This window comes from Actinacidiphila sp. DG2A-62 (genome assembly GCF_035825295.1).
Lineage (GTDB): Bacteria > Actinomycetota > Actinomycetes > Streptomycetales > Streptomycetaceae > Actinacidiphila.
The window spans coordinates 2,987,551-3,002,161 of the sequence record NZ_JAYMGI010000002.1 but is presented as its reverse complement, the minus strand read 5'-3'; the positions used below and the strand labels follow the sequence as shown (position 1 = coordinate 3,002,161).

Here is a 14,611-nt window from a genome sequence, read left to right as displayed (position 1 = left end):
CGGGGGCTTGGATCGAGCCGGTGCCGTATCCAGGCTAACAAACCCGCGGGGGATGCGATTCCCGTTCGCGTCCCCTTCGTGCGCGTCTTCGTGCGCGTCGGCCCCCGCGGGCCCCCGTCCGGCGGAAAACCGTGCCGCACGCCTGCGCGTTGCCCGCCCTTCACATCGTGGAAGTAGCCTTCCACCGTCGGCGGTGCTTACCTGACGCCCAGGGGTCGTCGGATTCACCCGTACCCGCAGGTAAGTGCGACGATCGACACGCACAGCGAACCACCCTCGCAGGAACCGGAAGAAGGTCGTCATGGCAACGGCGCCAAGCGTCTCGTACTCGATCACCGTGCGGCTGGAGGTCCCGGCCAGCGGGACCGCGGTCGGCCGGCTCACCACCGCCGTGGAGTCCTCCGGCGGCTCGGTCACCGGTCTGGACGTCACCGCCTCGGGTCACGAGAAGCTGCGCATCGACGTGACGATCGCCGCGACCTCGACCGAGCACGCCGACGAGATCGTCGGCAAGCTGCGGTCGATCGAGGGCGTGGCGATCGGCAAGGTCTCCGACCGTACGTTCCTGATGCACCTCGGCGGCAAGATCGAGATGCAGTCCAAGCACCCGATCCGCAACCGCGACGACCTGTCCATGGTCTACACCCCGGGCGTCGCCCGGGTCTGCATGGCCATCGCGGAGAACCCCGAGGACGCCCGCCGGCTGACCATCAAGCGCAACTCGGTCGCCGTGGTGACCGACGGCTCCGCGGTGCTGGGCCTGGGCAACATCGGGCCCAGGGCGGCGCTGCCGGTGATGGAGGGCAAGGCCGCGCTGTTCAAGCGGTTCGCCGGGATCGACGCGTGGCCGCTGTGCCTGGACACCCAGGACACCGACCAGATCGTGGAGATCGTCACGGCCATCGCGCCCGGCTTCGCGGGCATCAACCTGGAGGACATCTCCGCGCCGCGCTGCTTCGAGATCGAGGCGCGGCTGCGCGAGGCGCTGGACATCCCGGTCTTCCACGACGACCAGCACGGCACCGCCATCGTGGTGCTGGCCGCGCTGACCAACGCGCTGCGCTGCGTCGGCAAGGAGATCGGCGCGCTGCGGGTGGTCATGTCGGGGGCGGGCGCGGCCGGCACGGCCATCCTGAAGCTGCTGCTGGCGGCCGGCGTCAAGCACGCGGTGGTCGCCGACATCCACGGCGTGGTGCACGCCGAGCGCGCGGACATCAAGGCCGACGGGGACGGCCCGAGCGGCGCCGCGCTGCGCTGGATCGCCGACAACACCAACCCCGAGGGCGTCACCGGCACCCTGAAGGAGGCCGTGGTGGGCGCCGACGTCTTCATCGGCGTCTCCGCGCCGGACGTGCTGGACGGCTCGGACATCGCCCGGATGGCCGACGGCGCGATCGTCTTCGCGCTCGCCAACCCCGACCCCGAGGTCGACCCCGGCGCGGCCCGCGAGCACGCCGCGGTGGTCGCCACCGGGCGCAGCGACTTCCCCAACCAGATCAACAACGTGCTGGTCTTCCCCGGCGTCTTCCGCGGCCTGCTGGACGCCCAGTCCCGCACGGTCAACACCGAGATGATGCTGGCCGCGGCGCGGGCGCTGGCGGGCGTGGTGGGGGACGGCGAGCTGAACCCCAACTACATCATCCCCAGCGTCTTCAACGACAAGGTGGCCGGCGCGGTGGCCGGCGCGGTGCGGGACGCCGCCAAGGCGCAGGGCCCGGCGGTCGCCGCCGCGGCCGGCTCCGGCCCGGTCCCGGCGTGAGTGCGCGACGGAACGCGTGACGGCGTGAGCGCGGCGGCGCGATGGCGCGACGGCGTGAGCGCGGCGGCGTGACGGCGTGACGGTCGGTCGGAAAGGCGCGGGCGCACGCTTTAGCACCACCCGCGCGCGGAGGGAAGGACCGAAACGGCCGAAATGGCGGCGGAGGTCGATCCCGAGCGTCGACCGGCCGCGACATTCCGTCATCATGGGGCTTCCGCTGCGGTTTTTCCGCGACTCGCGCGGGCGGGCGATTGGCTTTCCCCCATATATGGGGGCAGGATGCACACCTGGGCAGTGAGGCACACAGCATCAGCTTCGAGCTCGCGCCCCCATGGCAGAAAGAACACGGGAGTACAGATATGAACCGCAGTGAGCTGGTGGCCGCGCTGGCAGACCGCGCCGAGGTGACCCGCAAGGACGCCGACGCCGTTCTGGCCGCGTTCGCCGAGACCGTCGGTGAGATCGTGGCCAAGGGCGACGAGAAGGTCACCATCCCCGGCTTCCTGACCTTCGAGCGCACCCACCGTGCCGCCCGCACCGCCCGCAACCCGCAGACCGGCGAGCCGATCAACATCCCGGCCGGCTACAGCGTCAAGGTCTCCGCGGGTTCCAAGCTGAAGGACGCCGCCAAGGGCAAGTGACCCCCGGCAGCGACACGAAGGGCGGCCGCCCCCCATCGGAGGGGCGGCCGCCCTTCGCCGTGTACAGCGTCCCGCATGGCCGAAATCCGACGGTGCGTCAGGCCACCGCGACGATTTCCCGGTCGGGCCGGTCGATGTGGGCGCCCAACTCCTCCAGCTTGTCGAGGAAGTTCTCGTAGCCGCGGTTGATCAGGCTGATCCCGTGCACCCGCGAGGTGCCCTGCGCGGCCAGCGCCGCGATCAGGTACGAGAAGCCGCCGCGCAGATCGGGGATGACCAGGTCGGCGCCCTGCAGCTTGGTCGGGCCCGAGACCACCGCGGAGTGCAGGAAGTTGCGCTGCCCGAACCGGCAGGCGCTGCCGCCCAGGCACTCGCGGTAGAGCTGGATGTGCGCGCCCATCTGGTTGAGCGCCTCGGTGAAGCCCAGCCGCGACTCGTAGACCGTCTCGTGCACGATCGACAGCCCCGACGCCTGGGTCAGCGCGACCACCAGCGGCTGCTGCCAGTCGGTCTGGAAGCCCGGGTGCACGTCGGTCTCCAGCGCGATGGCGTCCAGCGGGCCGCCCGGGTGCCAGAAGCGGATGCCCTCGTCGTCGATCTCGAAGGCGCCGCCGACCTTCCGGTAGGTGTTGAGGAAGGTCATCATCGAGCGCTGCTGCGCGCCGCGCACGTAGATGTCGCCCTCGGTGGCCAGCGCCGCGCTCGCCCACGACGCCGCCTCCAGGCGGTCCGGCAGCGCGCGGTGGGTGTAGCCGCCGAGCCGCTCCACGCCGGTGATCCGGATGGTCCGGTCGGTGTCCATGGAGATGATCGCGCCCATCTTCTGCAGGACGCAGATCAGGTCCTCGATCTCCGGCTCCACCGCGGCGTTGGTGAGTTCCGTCACGCCCTCGGCGAGCACCGCGGTCAGCAGCACCTGCTCGGTCGAGCCGACCGACGGGTACGGCAGCCGGATCTTGCAGCCGCGCAGCCGCTGCGGGGCCTCCAGGTACTGCCCGTCGGCGCGCTTGTCGATCGTCGCGCCGAACTTGCGCAGCACGTCGAAGTGGAAGTCGATGGGCAGGCCGCCGATGTCGCAGCCGCCCAGCCCCGGGATGAACGCGTGGCCGAGCCGGTGCAGCAGCGGGCCGCAGAACAGGATCGGGATGCGCGACGAGCCGGCGTGCGCGTCGATGTCGGCGACGTTCGCGCTCTCCACCCGGGTCGGGTCGAGCACCAGCTCACCGGGTTCCTCGCCGTTCTCCACCGTGACGCCGTGCAGTTGCAGCAGACCGCGCACCACGCGCACGTCGCGGATCTCCGGGACGTTGCGCAGTCTGCTGGGCTCGCTGCCCAGCAGCGCGGCGACCATCGCCTTCGGCACGAGGTTCTTCGCGCCTCTGACCCGGATCTCGCCTTCCAGAGGGGTGCCGCCATGGACAAGCAGAACATCGGCGTTGTCGTTCATGGAACTCGCGATCGTCGTGAGCGGTGTGCGGGAGGCACATGGTAGTCCGACGCCGGGCGCGGCCCGCGCGCCCGGCGTGCGACCGGTCGGCTTCCGGGCGCACGCCCGGGCCCGGCCCGGACCGTGCCCGGACCCGGCCCGGACGCGCGCCCGGACCGTGCCCGGCGCACGTGTCCGGATCGCGCCGGGAGTGCGTCCGGTTCGCGCCCGGATTCCCGTGCTGACACCACGTCTTGCCGCCGATTGGGGGATCATGTCCCGCATGACCGAGGTGTCGTCGCTCACCGGCCGGCTGCTGGTGGCCACCCCGAAGCTGGCCGACCCCAACTTCGACCGCACCGTGGTCCTGCTGCTCGACCACGACGCGAAGGGCACGCTCGGCGTGGTCCTGAACCGGCCCACCCCGGTCGGCGTCGGCGACGTGCTGGAGCCGTGGGCGGAGCTGGCGGTCCCGCCGCAGGTGGTCTTCCAGGGCGGGCCCGTCGCGCTGGACTCCGCGCTCGCCCTCGCGGTGGTGCCCGGCGCCGGCGAGGCGCGCGCGGCCGGCCGGGACGGCGTGCTCGGCTGGCGGCGGGTGCACGGCGCGATCGGCCTGGTCGACCTGGAGGCCCCGCCGGAGCTGCTGGCCGCCGAGCTGGGCTCGCTGCGGATCTTCGCCGGTTACGCCGGCTGGGGACCGGGCCAGCTGGAACGCGAGCTGGCCGACGGCGCGTGGTACGTGGTGGAGTCCGAGCCGGGCGACGTCTCCGCGCCGGACCCGGAGCGGCTGTGGCGGGCGGTGCTGCGCCGCCAGCGCGGCGAGCTGGCCATGGTGGCCACGTATCCCGACGATCCGAGTCTCAATTAGGCTTGAGGGTCATGAGCACTCTTGAGCCCGAGCGCGGGGCGGGCACCGGCACCCTGGTCGAGCCGACTCCGCAGCTCTCCCACGGTGACGGCGACCACGAGCGCTACGCGCACTATGTCCAGAAGGACAAGATCATGGCGAGCGCGCTGGAAGGCACGCCCGTCGTCGCTCTCTGCGGCAAGGTCTGGGTCCCCGGGCGCGACCCCAAGAAGTACCCGGTCTGCCCGATCTGCAAGGAGATCTACGAGGGCATGCCGGTCGGCGGCGGCGACGGCGACCGCAGCTCGTCCGGCAAGGGCGGCAACGGCTGAGGACCGCGTGCCCGGCGCGAACGGCGCCGACGGCACGGACGGCGTGTCCGACGGCGACACCCCGGACGCCCAGGGCGGCGTCCCGGGCGCCCCGGACCCGGTCGGCGACGCCCGCCGGGGCCGGCGCGCGGCGACGCGGCGCGTGATGCGGCGCGCGGCGACGCGGCGCTGAGCGGAGCCGGTCTCGGCGAGGCCGGTCCGAGCGACGCCGCGCTCGGTGAGGCCGGGCCTGGCGACGCCGGGCTCAGCGACGCCGCGCTCAGCGACGCCGCGTGGGCCGAGGCGGCCTGGGCTGAGGCCTGGACCGAGGCGGCCATGAACGATGCCGCGTGGCCGGACCTCCCCGCGGGCGACGGCCCCCTCGCCGACGGCCCGACCGGTGACGTACCCCTCGCCGACGGCGCGGCGGGCGACGCCGGACGCGCCGACGCCGCGGTCGGCGACGCCGTCCGGCCGGAGGGGCCCGCGCCCGACGACGCTCGCAGCGGCGAGCGGGTGCACGCGCTGGTCGGCCAGGGCCGGTTCGCCGAGGCCCACGCCGTGGTCAGCGACGCCTTCGTGGAGCGCAACGGCAGCGCGGGCTATCTGCTGCGCGCCTGGGTGCTGGCCCAGGAGCAGCGGCCCGCCGAGGCCCGCGAGGCCGTCGACTGGGCGCTGGCGCTGGCCGGCCCCGACGAGACCGCCGACGTGTTCGTCCTGGCCGGCGTGGTGCTGCTGGCGCTGGACGAGGCGCACGCCGCGCTGACCGTCGCGCTGCGCGCGCAGGGCGCGGACCCCGACGGCTGGGAGCCCTCGGTACTGCTCTCCGACGTCTACCGCAGGCTCGGCCGGGTGGCCGACGCGGCGGCAGCGGCCCGCAGGGCGGTGGCGCTCGCCCCGCACGAGGCCGAGGCCCAGGTCGCGCTGGCCCGCTCGCTGTCCGCGGGCCGCGGGCTGTTCGGCCGGATGCCGCGGCGGCAGCGCGGCGAGTACACGTACGCGGTCGAGCGCGCGCTGACGCTGGGCGCGGAGCCCGGCCAACTGGTCGCGCCACGGGCCGGCGTGGTGGTCGGCGGCGTCGGCCTGGCGCTGTTCTGGGGCGTCCAGCTCTACCGCCTGGAGTCCGGCGGGCGGTGGCAACTGCTGGCCGCGGGCGCGGTGCTGGCGGCGACGCTGGTGCTCGTCGCGTTCCTGGTCGTCTCCGGCACCCGCCGCTCGGGGGTCGGCGCGCGCACCCGGCTGCGGGCGATCCGCGCGACCACCCGCACCGAGATGGTCGGCGACGACTGGCTGTGGCGCATCGCCGCGGTGCAGGTCGCGGCGGCGCTGCCGGCGCCGGTGCTGGTCACCGCGGGGCTGGCGGCGGACCGCGGGCGGCGCGGCGAGCCGTGGCCGCTGTGGGCGGTGGCGCCGGTCACCGCGGTCGGGCTCGCCGGGGTCGCGGCGGTGCTCGCGGGGACGCGGTGGTGGTACGGCGCGGGGTTCGCGCGGCGGATCGTCCGCTACCGGGGGCTGGTCCGGCTCCAGACGGGCGTGGGGGTCGCCTTCCTCGGCGCCGCGCTCGCGCTCGCGGTCCGCGGGGGCACGTCCGCCCGCGCGTGGGGCGATCTCGCGCTCGGGGATCTCGCGTGGACGGTCGCGGGGTGCGCGGTGGCGCTCCCCTACGCCGCGCACCTCCACACCACCCGCCGCCTCGACGCCGGGCGCTGACCCGTCAGGGGCGCAACCCATGACCGGCCGGTGGGGGAGGACCGATCTGCCCCTTCGGGACGGTGGCCACGTTGGGCGCCGCAGGGGTTGCTCGCGCAGTTCCCCGCGCCCCTGGGGGTTGAGGTCCAGCGCCGAGCTGACCCACGCCGGCCCGCGCGGCTGATGTCGACGCCCAGCGTGGGCGCTGCGTGAAATTGGTCTATGCCAATCGCGGATTATGTTGCATGGTGGTCCCATGGATCTCATCCCCACCCCCACCCACACCACCGCGTACGACCCCGGCGCCGGCTTCGCCCTGACCCCCCGTACCGTGCTGGCCGCAGGCCCCGGCGCGGAGGACACCGCGCAGTGGCTGCGGGCGACCGTGGGCGCGGCGACGGGTCTGCCGCTCGCCCCGGGGGAGTGGCCCGTCACCGCGTCCGCGGGCCTGCCCAGGAGCGCCTCCGCGAGCGCGGCCGGGACCGCCGCCGGAAGCCCGAGCGGCGCCCCCGCCGGCGTCGTGCGGCTGGCCGTGGACGAGACGGTCCCCGGCGGCCCGGAGGCCTACCGCATCACCGTCGACCCCGCCTCCGGCGTGCGGATCACCGGCGCGAGCCCGGCCGGGCTGTTCTGGGGCGCGCAGACCTTCCGCCAGCTCCTCGGCCCGGAGGCCTTCCGCCGCGCCCCCACCGACGCCGCGCGCGCATGGCGCGTCCCCGCCTGCCACCTGACCGACGCCCCGCGGTTCGGCTGGCGCGGCTTCATGCTGGACGTGGCCCGCCACTTCATGCCCAAGGACGTGGTGCTGCGTTACGTGGACCTGATGGCCGCGCACAAACTCAACGTGCTGCACCTGCACCTGACCGACGACCAGGGCTGGCGCGTGGAGATCCGCCGCTACCCGAAGCTGACCGAGGTCGGCGGCTGGCGCGAGCGCACCAAGGTGGGCCTGCGCGAGTCCCCGCTGTGGGACGAGCGCCCGCACGGCGGCTACTACACCCAGGACGACATCCGCGAGATCGTCGCGTACGCGGCCCGCCGGCACATCACCGTCGTCCCCGAGATCGACATCCCCGGGCACTCGCAGGCGGCCATCGCCGCGTACCCCGACCTCGGCAACTCCGACGTGGTCGACACCGAGGCGCTGGGCGTGCTGACGAAGTGGGGCGTCAACCCCAACGTGCTCGCCCCCACCGAGCAGATGATCGCCTTCTACGAGGACGTGCTCACCGAGATCCTGGAGCTGTTCCCCGGCACCTTCGTGCACGTCGGCGGCGACGAGTGCCCCAAGGACCAGTGGCGCGCGTCCGGGATCGCGCAGGCCCGCATCAAGGAACTCGACCTGGCCGACGAGCACGAGCTGCAGAGCTGGATCATCCGGCACTTCGACGCCTGGCTGGCCGAGCGCGGCCGGCGGCTGATCGGCTGGGACGAGATCCTGGAGGGCGGCCTCGCGCCCGGCGCCGCGGTCGCCTCCTGGCGCGGCTACGCCGGCGGCATCGCCGCGGCCCGCGCCGGGCACGACGTGGTGATGTGCCCGGAGTCCCATGTCTACCTGGACTGGCGGCAGTCAGCGGACCCCGACGAGCCGGTGCCGATCGCGCACGTGCGCACCCTGGAGGACGTCTACCGGTTCGAGCCGGTGCCGGCCGAGCTGACCGCGGAGGAGGCCCGGCGGGTCATCGGCACCCAGGCCAACGCCTGGACCGAGGTGATGGACTCGGTGCGGGTGGTGGACTACATGGTCTTCCCGCGGCTCGCCGCCTTCGCCGAGGTCGCCTGGTCCGCGCTGCCCGCGCCCGCGGACCGCGACTGGGCCGATTTCGAACGCCGGATGGCCGCGCACTACGCCAGGCTCGACGCGCTCGGCGTGGAGTACCGCCCGGCCGCGGGGCCCCGCCCCTGGCAGCGGCGCCCCGGCGTGGTCGGCCGCCCCAAGGAGGGGCCGCCCCCGATCAGGTGACCGCGGCGGTCCGAACCCCGTTCAGGTGACCCGGCCCCGAACAGCGGGCCGGGCGCCGCCCGCCGGTGGCACCGTGGAGCCGTACGCACCTATCAGCCCGAAAGCGCAGAAGGGGAGCGATAAGGGCACAACAGCCGTGCCGGGACCAGTCGTACGATCAGCCTCGGGAGGGGTGGATCGGTACTTCGCGGACCCTCGCGCCGACCGCCGGTGAACATGTGCCAGAGTTGCCACGTCCGGGCTGTCAGCACGTACGGTACGGCTACCGCGTGACGGCGGGAGGGCCGGGAAGGGGCAGCGGCGTGAGCACGTATGCACGGCAGGCGGCGGAGAACGTCACGCTGCCGTCCTCGCTCGACGAGGCGGTGGCGGCGCTCGCCGCCATGCCCAGCACCGTGCCCGTCGCCGGCGGCACCGACCTGATGGCCGCGGTCAACTCCGGTCTGCTGCGCCCGGCCGCGCTGGTCGGCCTCGGCCGGATCAGCGAGATCCGCGGCTGGCAGTACGCCGACGGCGCCGCGCTGCTCGGCGCCGGACTGACCCACGCCCGGATGGGCCGCCCGGACTTCGCGGCGCTGATCCCCGCGCTCGCCGCCGCCGCCCGCTCGGCCGGACCGCCGCAGATCCGCAACGCCGGCACCCTCGGCGGCAACATCGTCACCGCCGCCCCGACCGGCGACGCGCTGCCGGTGCTGGCCGCGCTGGAGGCCGGCGTGATCCTGGCCGGACCGGACGGCGACCGGGAGATCCCGGTCAGCCACCTGCTGACCGGCATGGACCCGCTGCGCCCCGGCGAACTCCTGGCGTTCGTGCGCATCCCGCTGCTGCACGCGCCGCAGACCTTCCTCAAGGCCACCGGCCGCACCGGCCCCGGCCGCGCGGTCGCCTCGGTCGCGCTGGTCGTCGACCCCGCCCGGCGCCAGGTGCGCTGCGCGGTCGGCGCGGTGGCCCAGGTCCCGCTGCGGCCGCTGGAGGCCGAGCAGTGGGTGGCCGGGCTGATCGACTGGGACGGCGAGCGCTCCCTCGCCGACGAGGCGTGCACGGCCTTCGGGGAGTACGTGGCCGCGGCGTGCATCCCCGACCAGCCGGGGGTGGAGTTGCCGCCCGCCGCGCTGCAGCTGCGGCGTACCGTGGCCGCACTGTCCCGCCGAGCGCTCGGGAGGGCCCTGGCATGACCGACCAGTCGCACGCTGGCACCCCGTCCGCAGGCCGCGAGGGCTCGGCCGGCTACGGGGACTCCGCCGGTTTCGAGGGCGCGGGCGGCTACGAGGGCGCGCCCGGCTACGACGAGGCGGCCGGTTACGAGGGCGCCGGTCACGACCCGGCGGACCCGGCGGGCTACGAGGGCGCGCCCGGCTACGGCGCGGGGGGGTACGACGACTCCGCGGGCCGGCCGGGTCAGCAGGCGCACGGCGGCCCGGGCGGTCACGCCGGCCCGAGCGGTCACGCCGGTCCGAGCGGTCACGCCGGTCCGGGCGCTCACGCCGGCCCGGGCGGTCAGGGCGAGGCCGCCGGGCAGGGCAACTTCGGCGCGTGGCAGCCCGTTCCGGGCGGCGGGGACTACGACCCCGACCAGACCATGCACGTCTCCTTCGCCGCGCAGCTGCCGCCCGAGCCGCGGCCCGGCGAGGACCCGCTCGGCGCCCACGGCCCGGCCGGACCCCCGGGCGAGGCGCGCGACGGCGACCCCGCCACCACCTGGTCGATCCCGGTGATACGGGACGACGCGGACGGCGACTCCGGCGAGTACTCGGTGGGCGCGCTGCCCGGCGCCTGGGACCAGGCGCCGTCGCCCGCCCCGCCCACGCAGTCCTTCGCCGCGGGCATGTTCGGCCAGGGCGCGGCGGCCGCGTCGGCGGCCAGGGCGCAGGCCCGGGCCGCACAGCAGCAGGAGCAGGAGCAGCGGGACCGGCAGGACGGCCCGGGGCACGGCGGCGCGCCCGGCGCGGACCTGCGCGGAGGGCCCGCGCCGGCCGATTACAGCGGCGAGTGGCCCGCGTTCACCGGCCCCGAGGGCGGCGACGCGGTGCCGTGGCTGCCGTCCTCGCCGCCGGCCGCCGACGCGGCCTGGTCCGCCGTCGTGGACGACCCCGAGGCCGCGCGCACCGCCCCCGGCGGCGCCGACCACCCCGGCGACGCGTCCTACGCGGCGGACCACCCGGACCGCGCCGACACCTCGTCCCCGGCCGCCGCCTCCTACGACGACGACCCGCAGACCGACCTCTACACCGACCCGTACGCGGGAGCGCCGGCCGCGGACGCCGACCCCTACGGCCACGCCCCCGGCGGGTACGGCTCCCCGGCCCCCGCGCCCGGCGACTCCGCCGCGCGGGCGTACGTCGAGCACCCCTCGGACCCGTCCGGCGGCGGGGAGTTCGGCGCGGCAAACGGCGCGGCGCGCCCGGACGCCTACGGCGCACACCCGGGGGCGGTCCCGCACCCGGGCGACGCCGTCCCCGGCGGTCCCGACGCGGGCCCGGCGGGCTCGTACGGCCCGGCCGGCGGCGAGCGGTCCGACGGCGGAGACGGCGCCGACGCGTACGGCCACGCGCCGGGCGCGGTCGACAACGTTGCGGACGCGTACGGCGAACCGACGGACCCGCCCGGCGGCCCGGACGACGCGCACCCGCCCGGCACGGCGGCCGGCGGCGGCCCCTACGGCGACGGCCAGGACTCGGCGGACACCGCCGCGGACGGCGACCAGGCCCCGCACGCCCCCGAGACCCACCCCGGACCTCACTCCGAGACCCGCCCCGAGACCCGCCTCGAGGCGTCCGGCGGGGACGGGCGGCACGACGGCGCGGACGCCGCCGGGCCCGGCGGCGACGCGCCCGCCGCGGACGCGGCCCCCGGCGGCGGCCCGGACGCGGACCCGGACGCCGCCGCGCAGCCGCCCGGCGCGGACGGCGCCCCGGCCGAGCAGGTTCCCGCCGAGGACACCCGCAGCGAGCACCCGCTCGCCTCGTACATGCTGCGCGTCAACGGCGCCGAGCGCCCGGTCACCGACGCCTGGCTCGGCGAGTCGCTGCTCTACGTGCTGCGCGAGCGGCTCGGCCTGGCCGGCGCCAAGGACGGCTGCGAGCAGGGGGAGTGCGGCGCCTGCTCGGTGCAGGTGGACGGCCGGCTGGTCGCCTCCTGCCTGGTCCCCGCGGCCACCGCGGCCGGCAGCGACGTGCGCACCGTCGAGGGGCTGACCGTCGAGGGCCGGCCCTCGGCCGTGCAGCGCGCGCTCGCCGACAGCGGCGCGGTGCAGTGCGGCTTCTGCATCCCCGGCATGGCGATGACCGTGCACGACCTGCTGGAGGGCAACCACCGGCCGACCGATCTGGACATCCGCCAGGCGCTGTCCGGCAACCTGTGCCGGTGCAGCGGCTACCGCGGCGTGCTGGAGGCGGTCCGCCAGGTGGTCGCCGACCGCGACGCGCGCGACGCCGAGGACGGCGGCGCCGACGACCCGTCCCTCCGCGTCCCCCACCAGGGCGGACCCGCCACCCCGGAGGCCGACCAGTGACCCCCGCCCGCACCGCGTACGGCCGCACCGCGTACGCCCGCAGCGTCCCGCACCCGCCGCGTCCCCCGCGCGGCCACGTCCGGACGGGAGGCGGCAGCCGGTGAGCATCGCGGACGGAACGGGCTCGGTGGCCGAGACGCTCGCCGAGGGGCCCGCGCAGCACGGCATCGGGATGTCGGTGCCGCCCGCCGACGCGCTGGCCAAGACGCAGGGCACCTACCCCTACGCGGCCGACCTGTGGGCCGAGGGCCTGCTGTGGGCCGCGGTGCTGCGCTCCCCGCACCCGCGCGCCCGCATCGTGCGGATCGACACCGCGGAGGCCGCCGCGATGCCCGGCGTGCGCGCGGTGCTCACCCACGAGGACGTGCCGGGCGACGCGATGCACGGCCGCACCGTCGCCGACCGCCCGGTGTTCGCCGCCGGCGCGGTGCGCCACCACGGCGAGCCGATCGCCGCGGTCGCCGCCGACCACCCCGACACCGCGCGGCTCGCGGCGGCCGCGATCCTGGTCGAGTACGAGGTCGAGGAACCCGTCACCGACCCGGAGAAGGCGTTCGCCGCCGAGCCGCTGCACCCCGACGGCAATCTGATCCGGCACATCCCGCTGCGCTTCGGCGACCCGGAGGCGGTCGGCGAGGTCGTCGTCGAGGGCCTGTACCGGGTGGGCCGCCAGGACCCCGCGCCGATCGGCGCCGAGGCCGGGCTCGCGGTGCCGCGCCCGGACGGCGGCGTGGAGCTGTACATCGCCTCCACCGACCCGCACGCCGACCGCGACATCGCCGCCGCCTGCTTCGGCCTGGAGCCCGACCGGGTCAAGGTCGTGGTCACCGGCGTGCCCGGCGCGATGGGCGACCGCGAGGACTCCGGCGTCCAACTCCCGCTCGGGCTGCTGGCGCTGAAGACCGGCTGCCCGGTGAAGTTCGTGGCCACCCGCGAGGAGTCCTTCCTCGGCCACGCCCACCGCCACCCCACGCTGCTGCGCTACCGCCACCACGCCGACGCCGAGGGCCGGCTGGTCAAGGTCGAGGCGCAGATCCTGCTCGACGCCGGCGCCTACGCCGACGCGTCCTCCGACGCGCTCGCCGCCGCGGTGGCCTTCGCGGCCGGCCCCTACGTGGTGCCGCACGTCTTCGTCGAGGGCTGGGCGGTGCGCACCAACAACCCGCCGTCCGGCCATGTCCGCGGCGAGGGCGCGATGCAGGTCTGCGCGGCCTACGAGGGCCAGATGGACAAGCTCGCCGCCCGGCTCGGCCTGGACCCGGCCGAACTGCGGATGCGCAACGTGCTGGCGACCGGCGACCTGCTGCCCACCGGGCAGAGCGTGACCTGCCCCGCGCCGGTCGGCGAGCTGCTCAAAGCGGTGCGCGACGCCGAGCTGCCGCCGCTGCCCGACGAGGACGACGAGTCCCAGTGGCTGCTGCCCGGCGGCACCGCGGGCGCGGGCGAGCCCGGCGCGGTCCGCCGCGGCGTCGGCTACGCGCTCGGCATGGTCCACGTGCTCGGCGCGGAGGGCGCGGACGAGGTGTCCACGGCGACCGTGCGGGTGCACGACGGCCGCGCCACCGTGATCTGCGCCGCCGTCGAGACCGGCCAGGGCTTCGCCACGCTGGCCCGCCAGGTGGTGCAGGAGGTGCTGGGCGTGGAGGACGTGCGCGTGCTGCCGTCCGACACCGACCAGCCGCCGGCCGGGCAGGCCGCCCGGGGCCGGCACACCTGGGTGTCCGCCGGCGCAGTGGAGCGGGCGGCGAAGATGGTCCGCACCCAGCTGCTGCAGCCGCTGGCCGCGAACTTCGGCATGTCCGTGGAGCTGCTGACCATCGCCGACGGCAAGATCACCTCGTACGACGGGGTGCTGTCCACCACGGTCGCCGAGACGCTCGACGGCAAGGAGCTGTGGGCGACCGCGCAGTGCCGGCCGCACCCCACCGACCGGCTGGACGAGAACGGCCAGGGCGACGCGTTCGTCGGGCTCACCTTCTGCGCGATCCGCGCGGTGGTCGACGTGGACATCGAGCTGGGCGCGGTGCGGGTGGTGGAGCTCGCGGTCGCGCAGGACGTCGGCCGGGTCCTCAACCCCCGCCAGCTCGCCGCCCGCATCGAGGCCGGGGTGACGCAGGGCGTCGGCATGGCGCTCATGGAGGACCTGCGGGCGCCGCGCGGCGTCGTCAAACGGCCCTCGTTCACCGGCTACCCGATCCCCACGGCGCTGGACGCGCCGGACATCCGCATCGTGCGGCTGGTCGAGGAGCGGGACGTGGTCGCGCCGTTCGGCGCGAAGGCGGTCTCGGCGGTTCCGGTGGTCACCTCCCCGGCCGCGGTCGCCGCGGCGGTGCGCGCCGCCACCGGACGCCCCGTCAACCGCCTGCCCATCCGCCCCCAGGCCGCCATCGTCAAACCCCCTGCGTCAGGCTGACGCCGGGCGCCGAGCCGGTCAGGGGCGCGGGGTTCCTTGTGCGCTGGACGT

At 75.7% G+C, this 14,611-nt stretch carries 11 protein-coding genes; 10 read left to right on the top strand and 1 reads right to left on the bottom strand.

From position 1 onward, the window contains the following. Window positions 1-301: 301 nt before the first annotated feature. Window positions 302-1,759 (top strand): NAD-dependent malic enzyme, encoded by a 1,458-nt coding sequence (locus tag VSR01_RS13290; RefSeq protein WP_326449437.1) that lies wholly within the window; start codon window positions 302-304, stop codon window positions 1,757-1,759. Between the two features lie 359 nt (window positions 1,760-2,118). Further along, window positions 2,119-2,400 carry an HU family DNA-binding protein gene (locus VSR01_RS13285; protein ID WP_326449436.1) on the top strand — a complete coding sequence of 94 codons (282 nt, stop codon included), beginning with the start codon at window positions 2,119-2,121 and terminating at the stop codon, window positions 2,398-2,400. 97 nt (window positions 2,401-2,497) lie between these two features. On the opposite strand, the gene murA is transcribed toward VSR01_RS13285, so the two are convergent. Further along, window positions 2,498-3,847 (bottom strand): UDP-N-acetylglucosamine 1-carboxyvinyltransferase, encoded by a 1,350-nt coding sequence (gene murA, locus VSR01_RS13280; RefSeq protein WP_326449435.1) that lies wholly within the window; start codon window positions 3,845-3,847, stop codon window positions 2,498-2,500. 253 nt (window positions 3,848-4,100) lie between these two features. Between murA and VSR01_RS13275 the strand changes: the two genes are divergently transcribed. The 8 genes from VSR01_RS13275 (at window position 4,101) to VSR01_RS13240 (ending at window position 14,560) form a co-directional block, all read left to right on the top strand. Then, window positions 4,101-4,694: a YqgE/AlgH family protein gene (locus VSR01_RS13275; protein ID WP_326449434.1), complete on the top strand. Its 594-nt coding sequence runs from the start codon at window positions 4,101-4,103 to the stop codon at window positions 4,692-4,694. 11 nt (window positions 4,695-4,705) lie between these two features. Then, window positions 4,706-5,005 carry a DUF3039 domain-containing protein gene (locus tag VSR01_RS13270; protein ID WP_326449433.1) on the top strand — a complete coding sequence of 100 codons (300 nt, stop codon included), beginning with the start codon at window positions 4,706-4,708 and terminating at the stop codon, window positions 5,003-5,005. A 7-nt stretch (window positions 5,006-5,012) separates the two neighbouring features. Then, window positions 5,013-5,177: a hypothetical protein gene (locus tag VSR01_RS13265; protein ID WP_326449432.1), complete on the top strand. Its 165-nt coding sequence runs from the start codon at window positions 5,013-5,015 to the stop codon at window positions 5,175-5,177. A gap of 143 nt (window positions 5,178-5,320) precedes the next feature. Then, entirely contained in the window at window positions 5,321-6,694 is a 1,374-nt protein-coding gene (locus VSR01_RS13260; protein WP_326449431.1) for a hypothetical protein, read from the top strand. Window positions 6,695-6,929: 235 nt separating this feature from the next. Beyond that, entirely contained in the window at window positions 6,930-8,636 is a 1,707-nt protein-coding gene (locus tag VSR01_RS13255; protein WP_326449430.1) for a beta-N-acetylhexosaminidase, read from the top strand. A gap of 302 nt (window positions 8,637-8,938) precedes the next feature. After that, a complete protein-coding gene (locus VSR01_RS13250; RefSeq protein ID WP_326449429.1) occupies window positions 8,939-9,811 on the top strand; it encodes an FAD binding domain-containing protein in 873 nt (290 codons plus the stop codon). Then, the gene (locus VSR01_RS13245) at window positions 9,808-12,147 is read left to right on the top strand and encodes a 2Fe-2S iron-sulfur cluster-binding protein (RefSeq protein ID WP_326449428.1); all 2,340 of its coding nucleotides are present in this window, start codon (window positions 9,808-9,810) and stop codon (window positions 12,145-12,147) included. Before VSR01_RS13250 ends, VSR01_RS13245 begins: the two co-directional genes overlap by 4 nt. A gap of 172 nt (window positions 12,148-12,319) precedes the next feature. Further along, window positions 12,320-14,560 carry a xanthine dehydrogenase family protein molybdopterin-binding subunit gene (locus VSR01_RS13240; protein WP_326453638.1) on the top strand — a complete coding sequence of 747 codons (2,241 nt, stop codon included), beginning with the start codon at window positions 12,320-12,322 and terminating at the stop codon, window positions 14,558-14,560. Window positions 14,561-14,611 lie beyond the last annotated feature (51 nt).

Coding starts and splice junctions, on each gene's coding strand:
- VSR01_RS13290 (WP_326449437.1), top strand. CDS start 302: ATGGCAACGGCGCCAAGCGTCTCGTACTCGATCACCGTGCGGCTGGAG.
- VSR01_RS13285 (WP_326449436.1), top strand. CDS start 2,119: ATGAACCGCAGTGAGCTGGTGGCCGCGCTGGCAGACCGCGCCGAGGTG.
- murA (WP_326449435.1), bottom strand. CDS start 3,847: ATGAACGACAACGCCGATGTTCTGCTTGTCCATGGCGGCACCCCTCTG.
- VSR01_RS13275 (WP_326449434.1), top strand. CDS start 4,101: ATGTCCCGCATGACCGAGGTGTCGTCGCTCACCGGCCGGCTGCTGGTG.
- VSR01_RS13270 (WP_326449433.1), top strand. CDS start 4,706: ATGAGCACTCTTGAGCCCGAGCGCGGGGCGGGCACCGGCACCCTGGTC.
- VSR01_RS13260 (WP_326449431.1), top strand. CDS start 5,321: ATGAACGATGCCGCGTGGCCGGACCTCCCCGCGGGCGACGGCCCCCTC.
- VSR01_RS13255 (WP_326449430.1), top strand. CDS start 6,930: ATGGATCTCATCCCCACCCCCACCCACACCACCGCGTACGACCCCGGC.
- VSR01_RS13245 (WP_326449428.1), top strand. CDS start 9,808: ATGACCGACCAGTCGCACGCTGGCACCCCGTCCGCAGGCCGCGAGGGC.
- VSR01_RS13240 (WP_326453638.1), top strand. CDS start 12,320: ATGTCGGTGCCGCCCGCCGACGCGCTGGCCAAGACGCAGGGCACCTAC.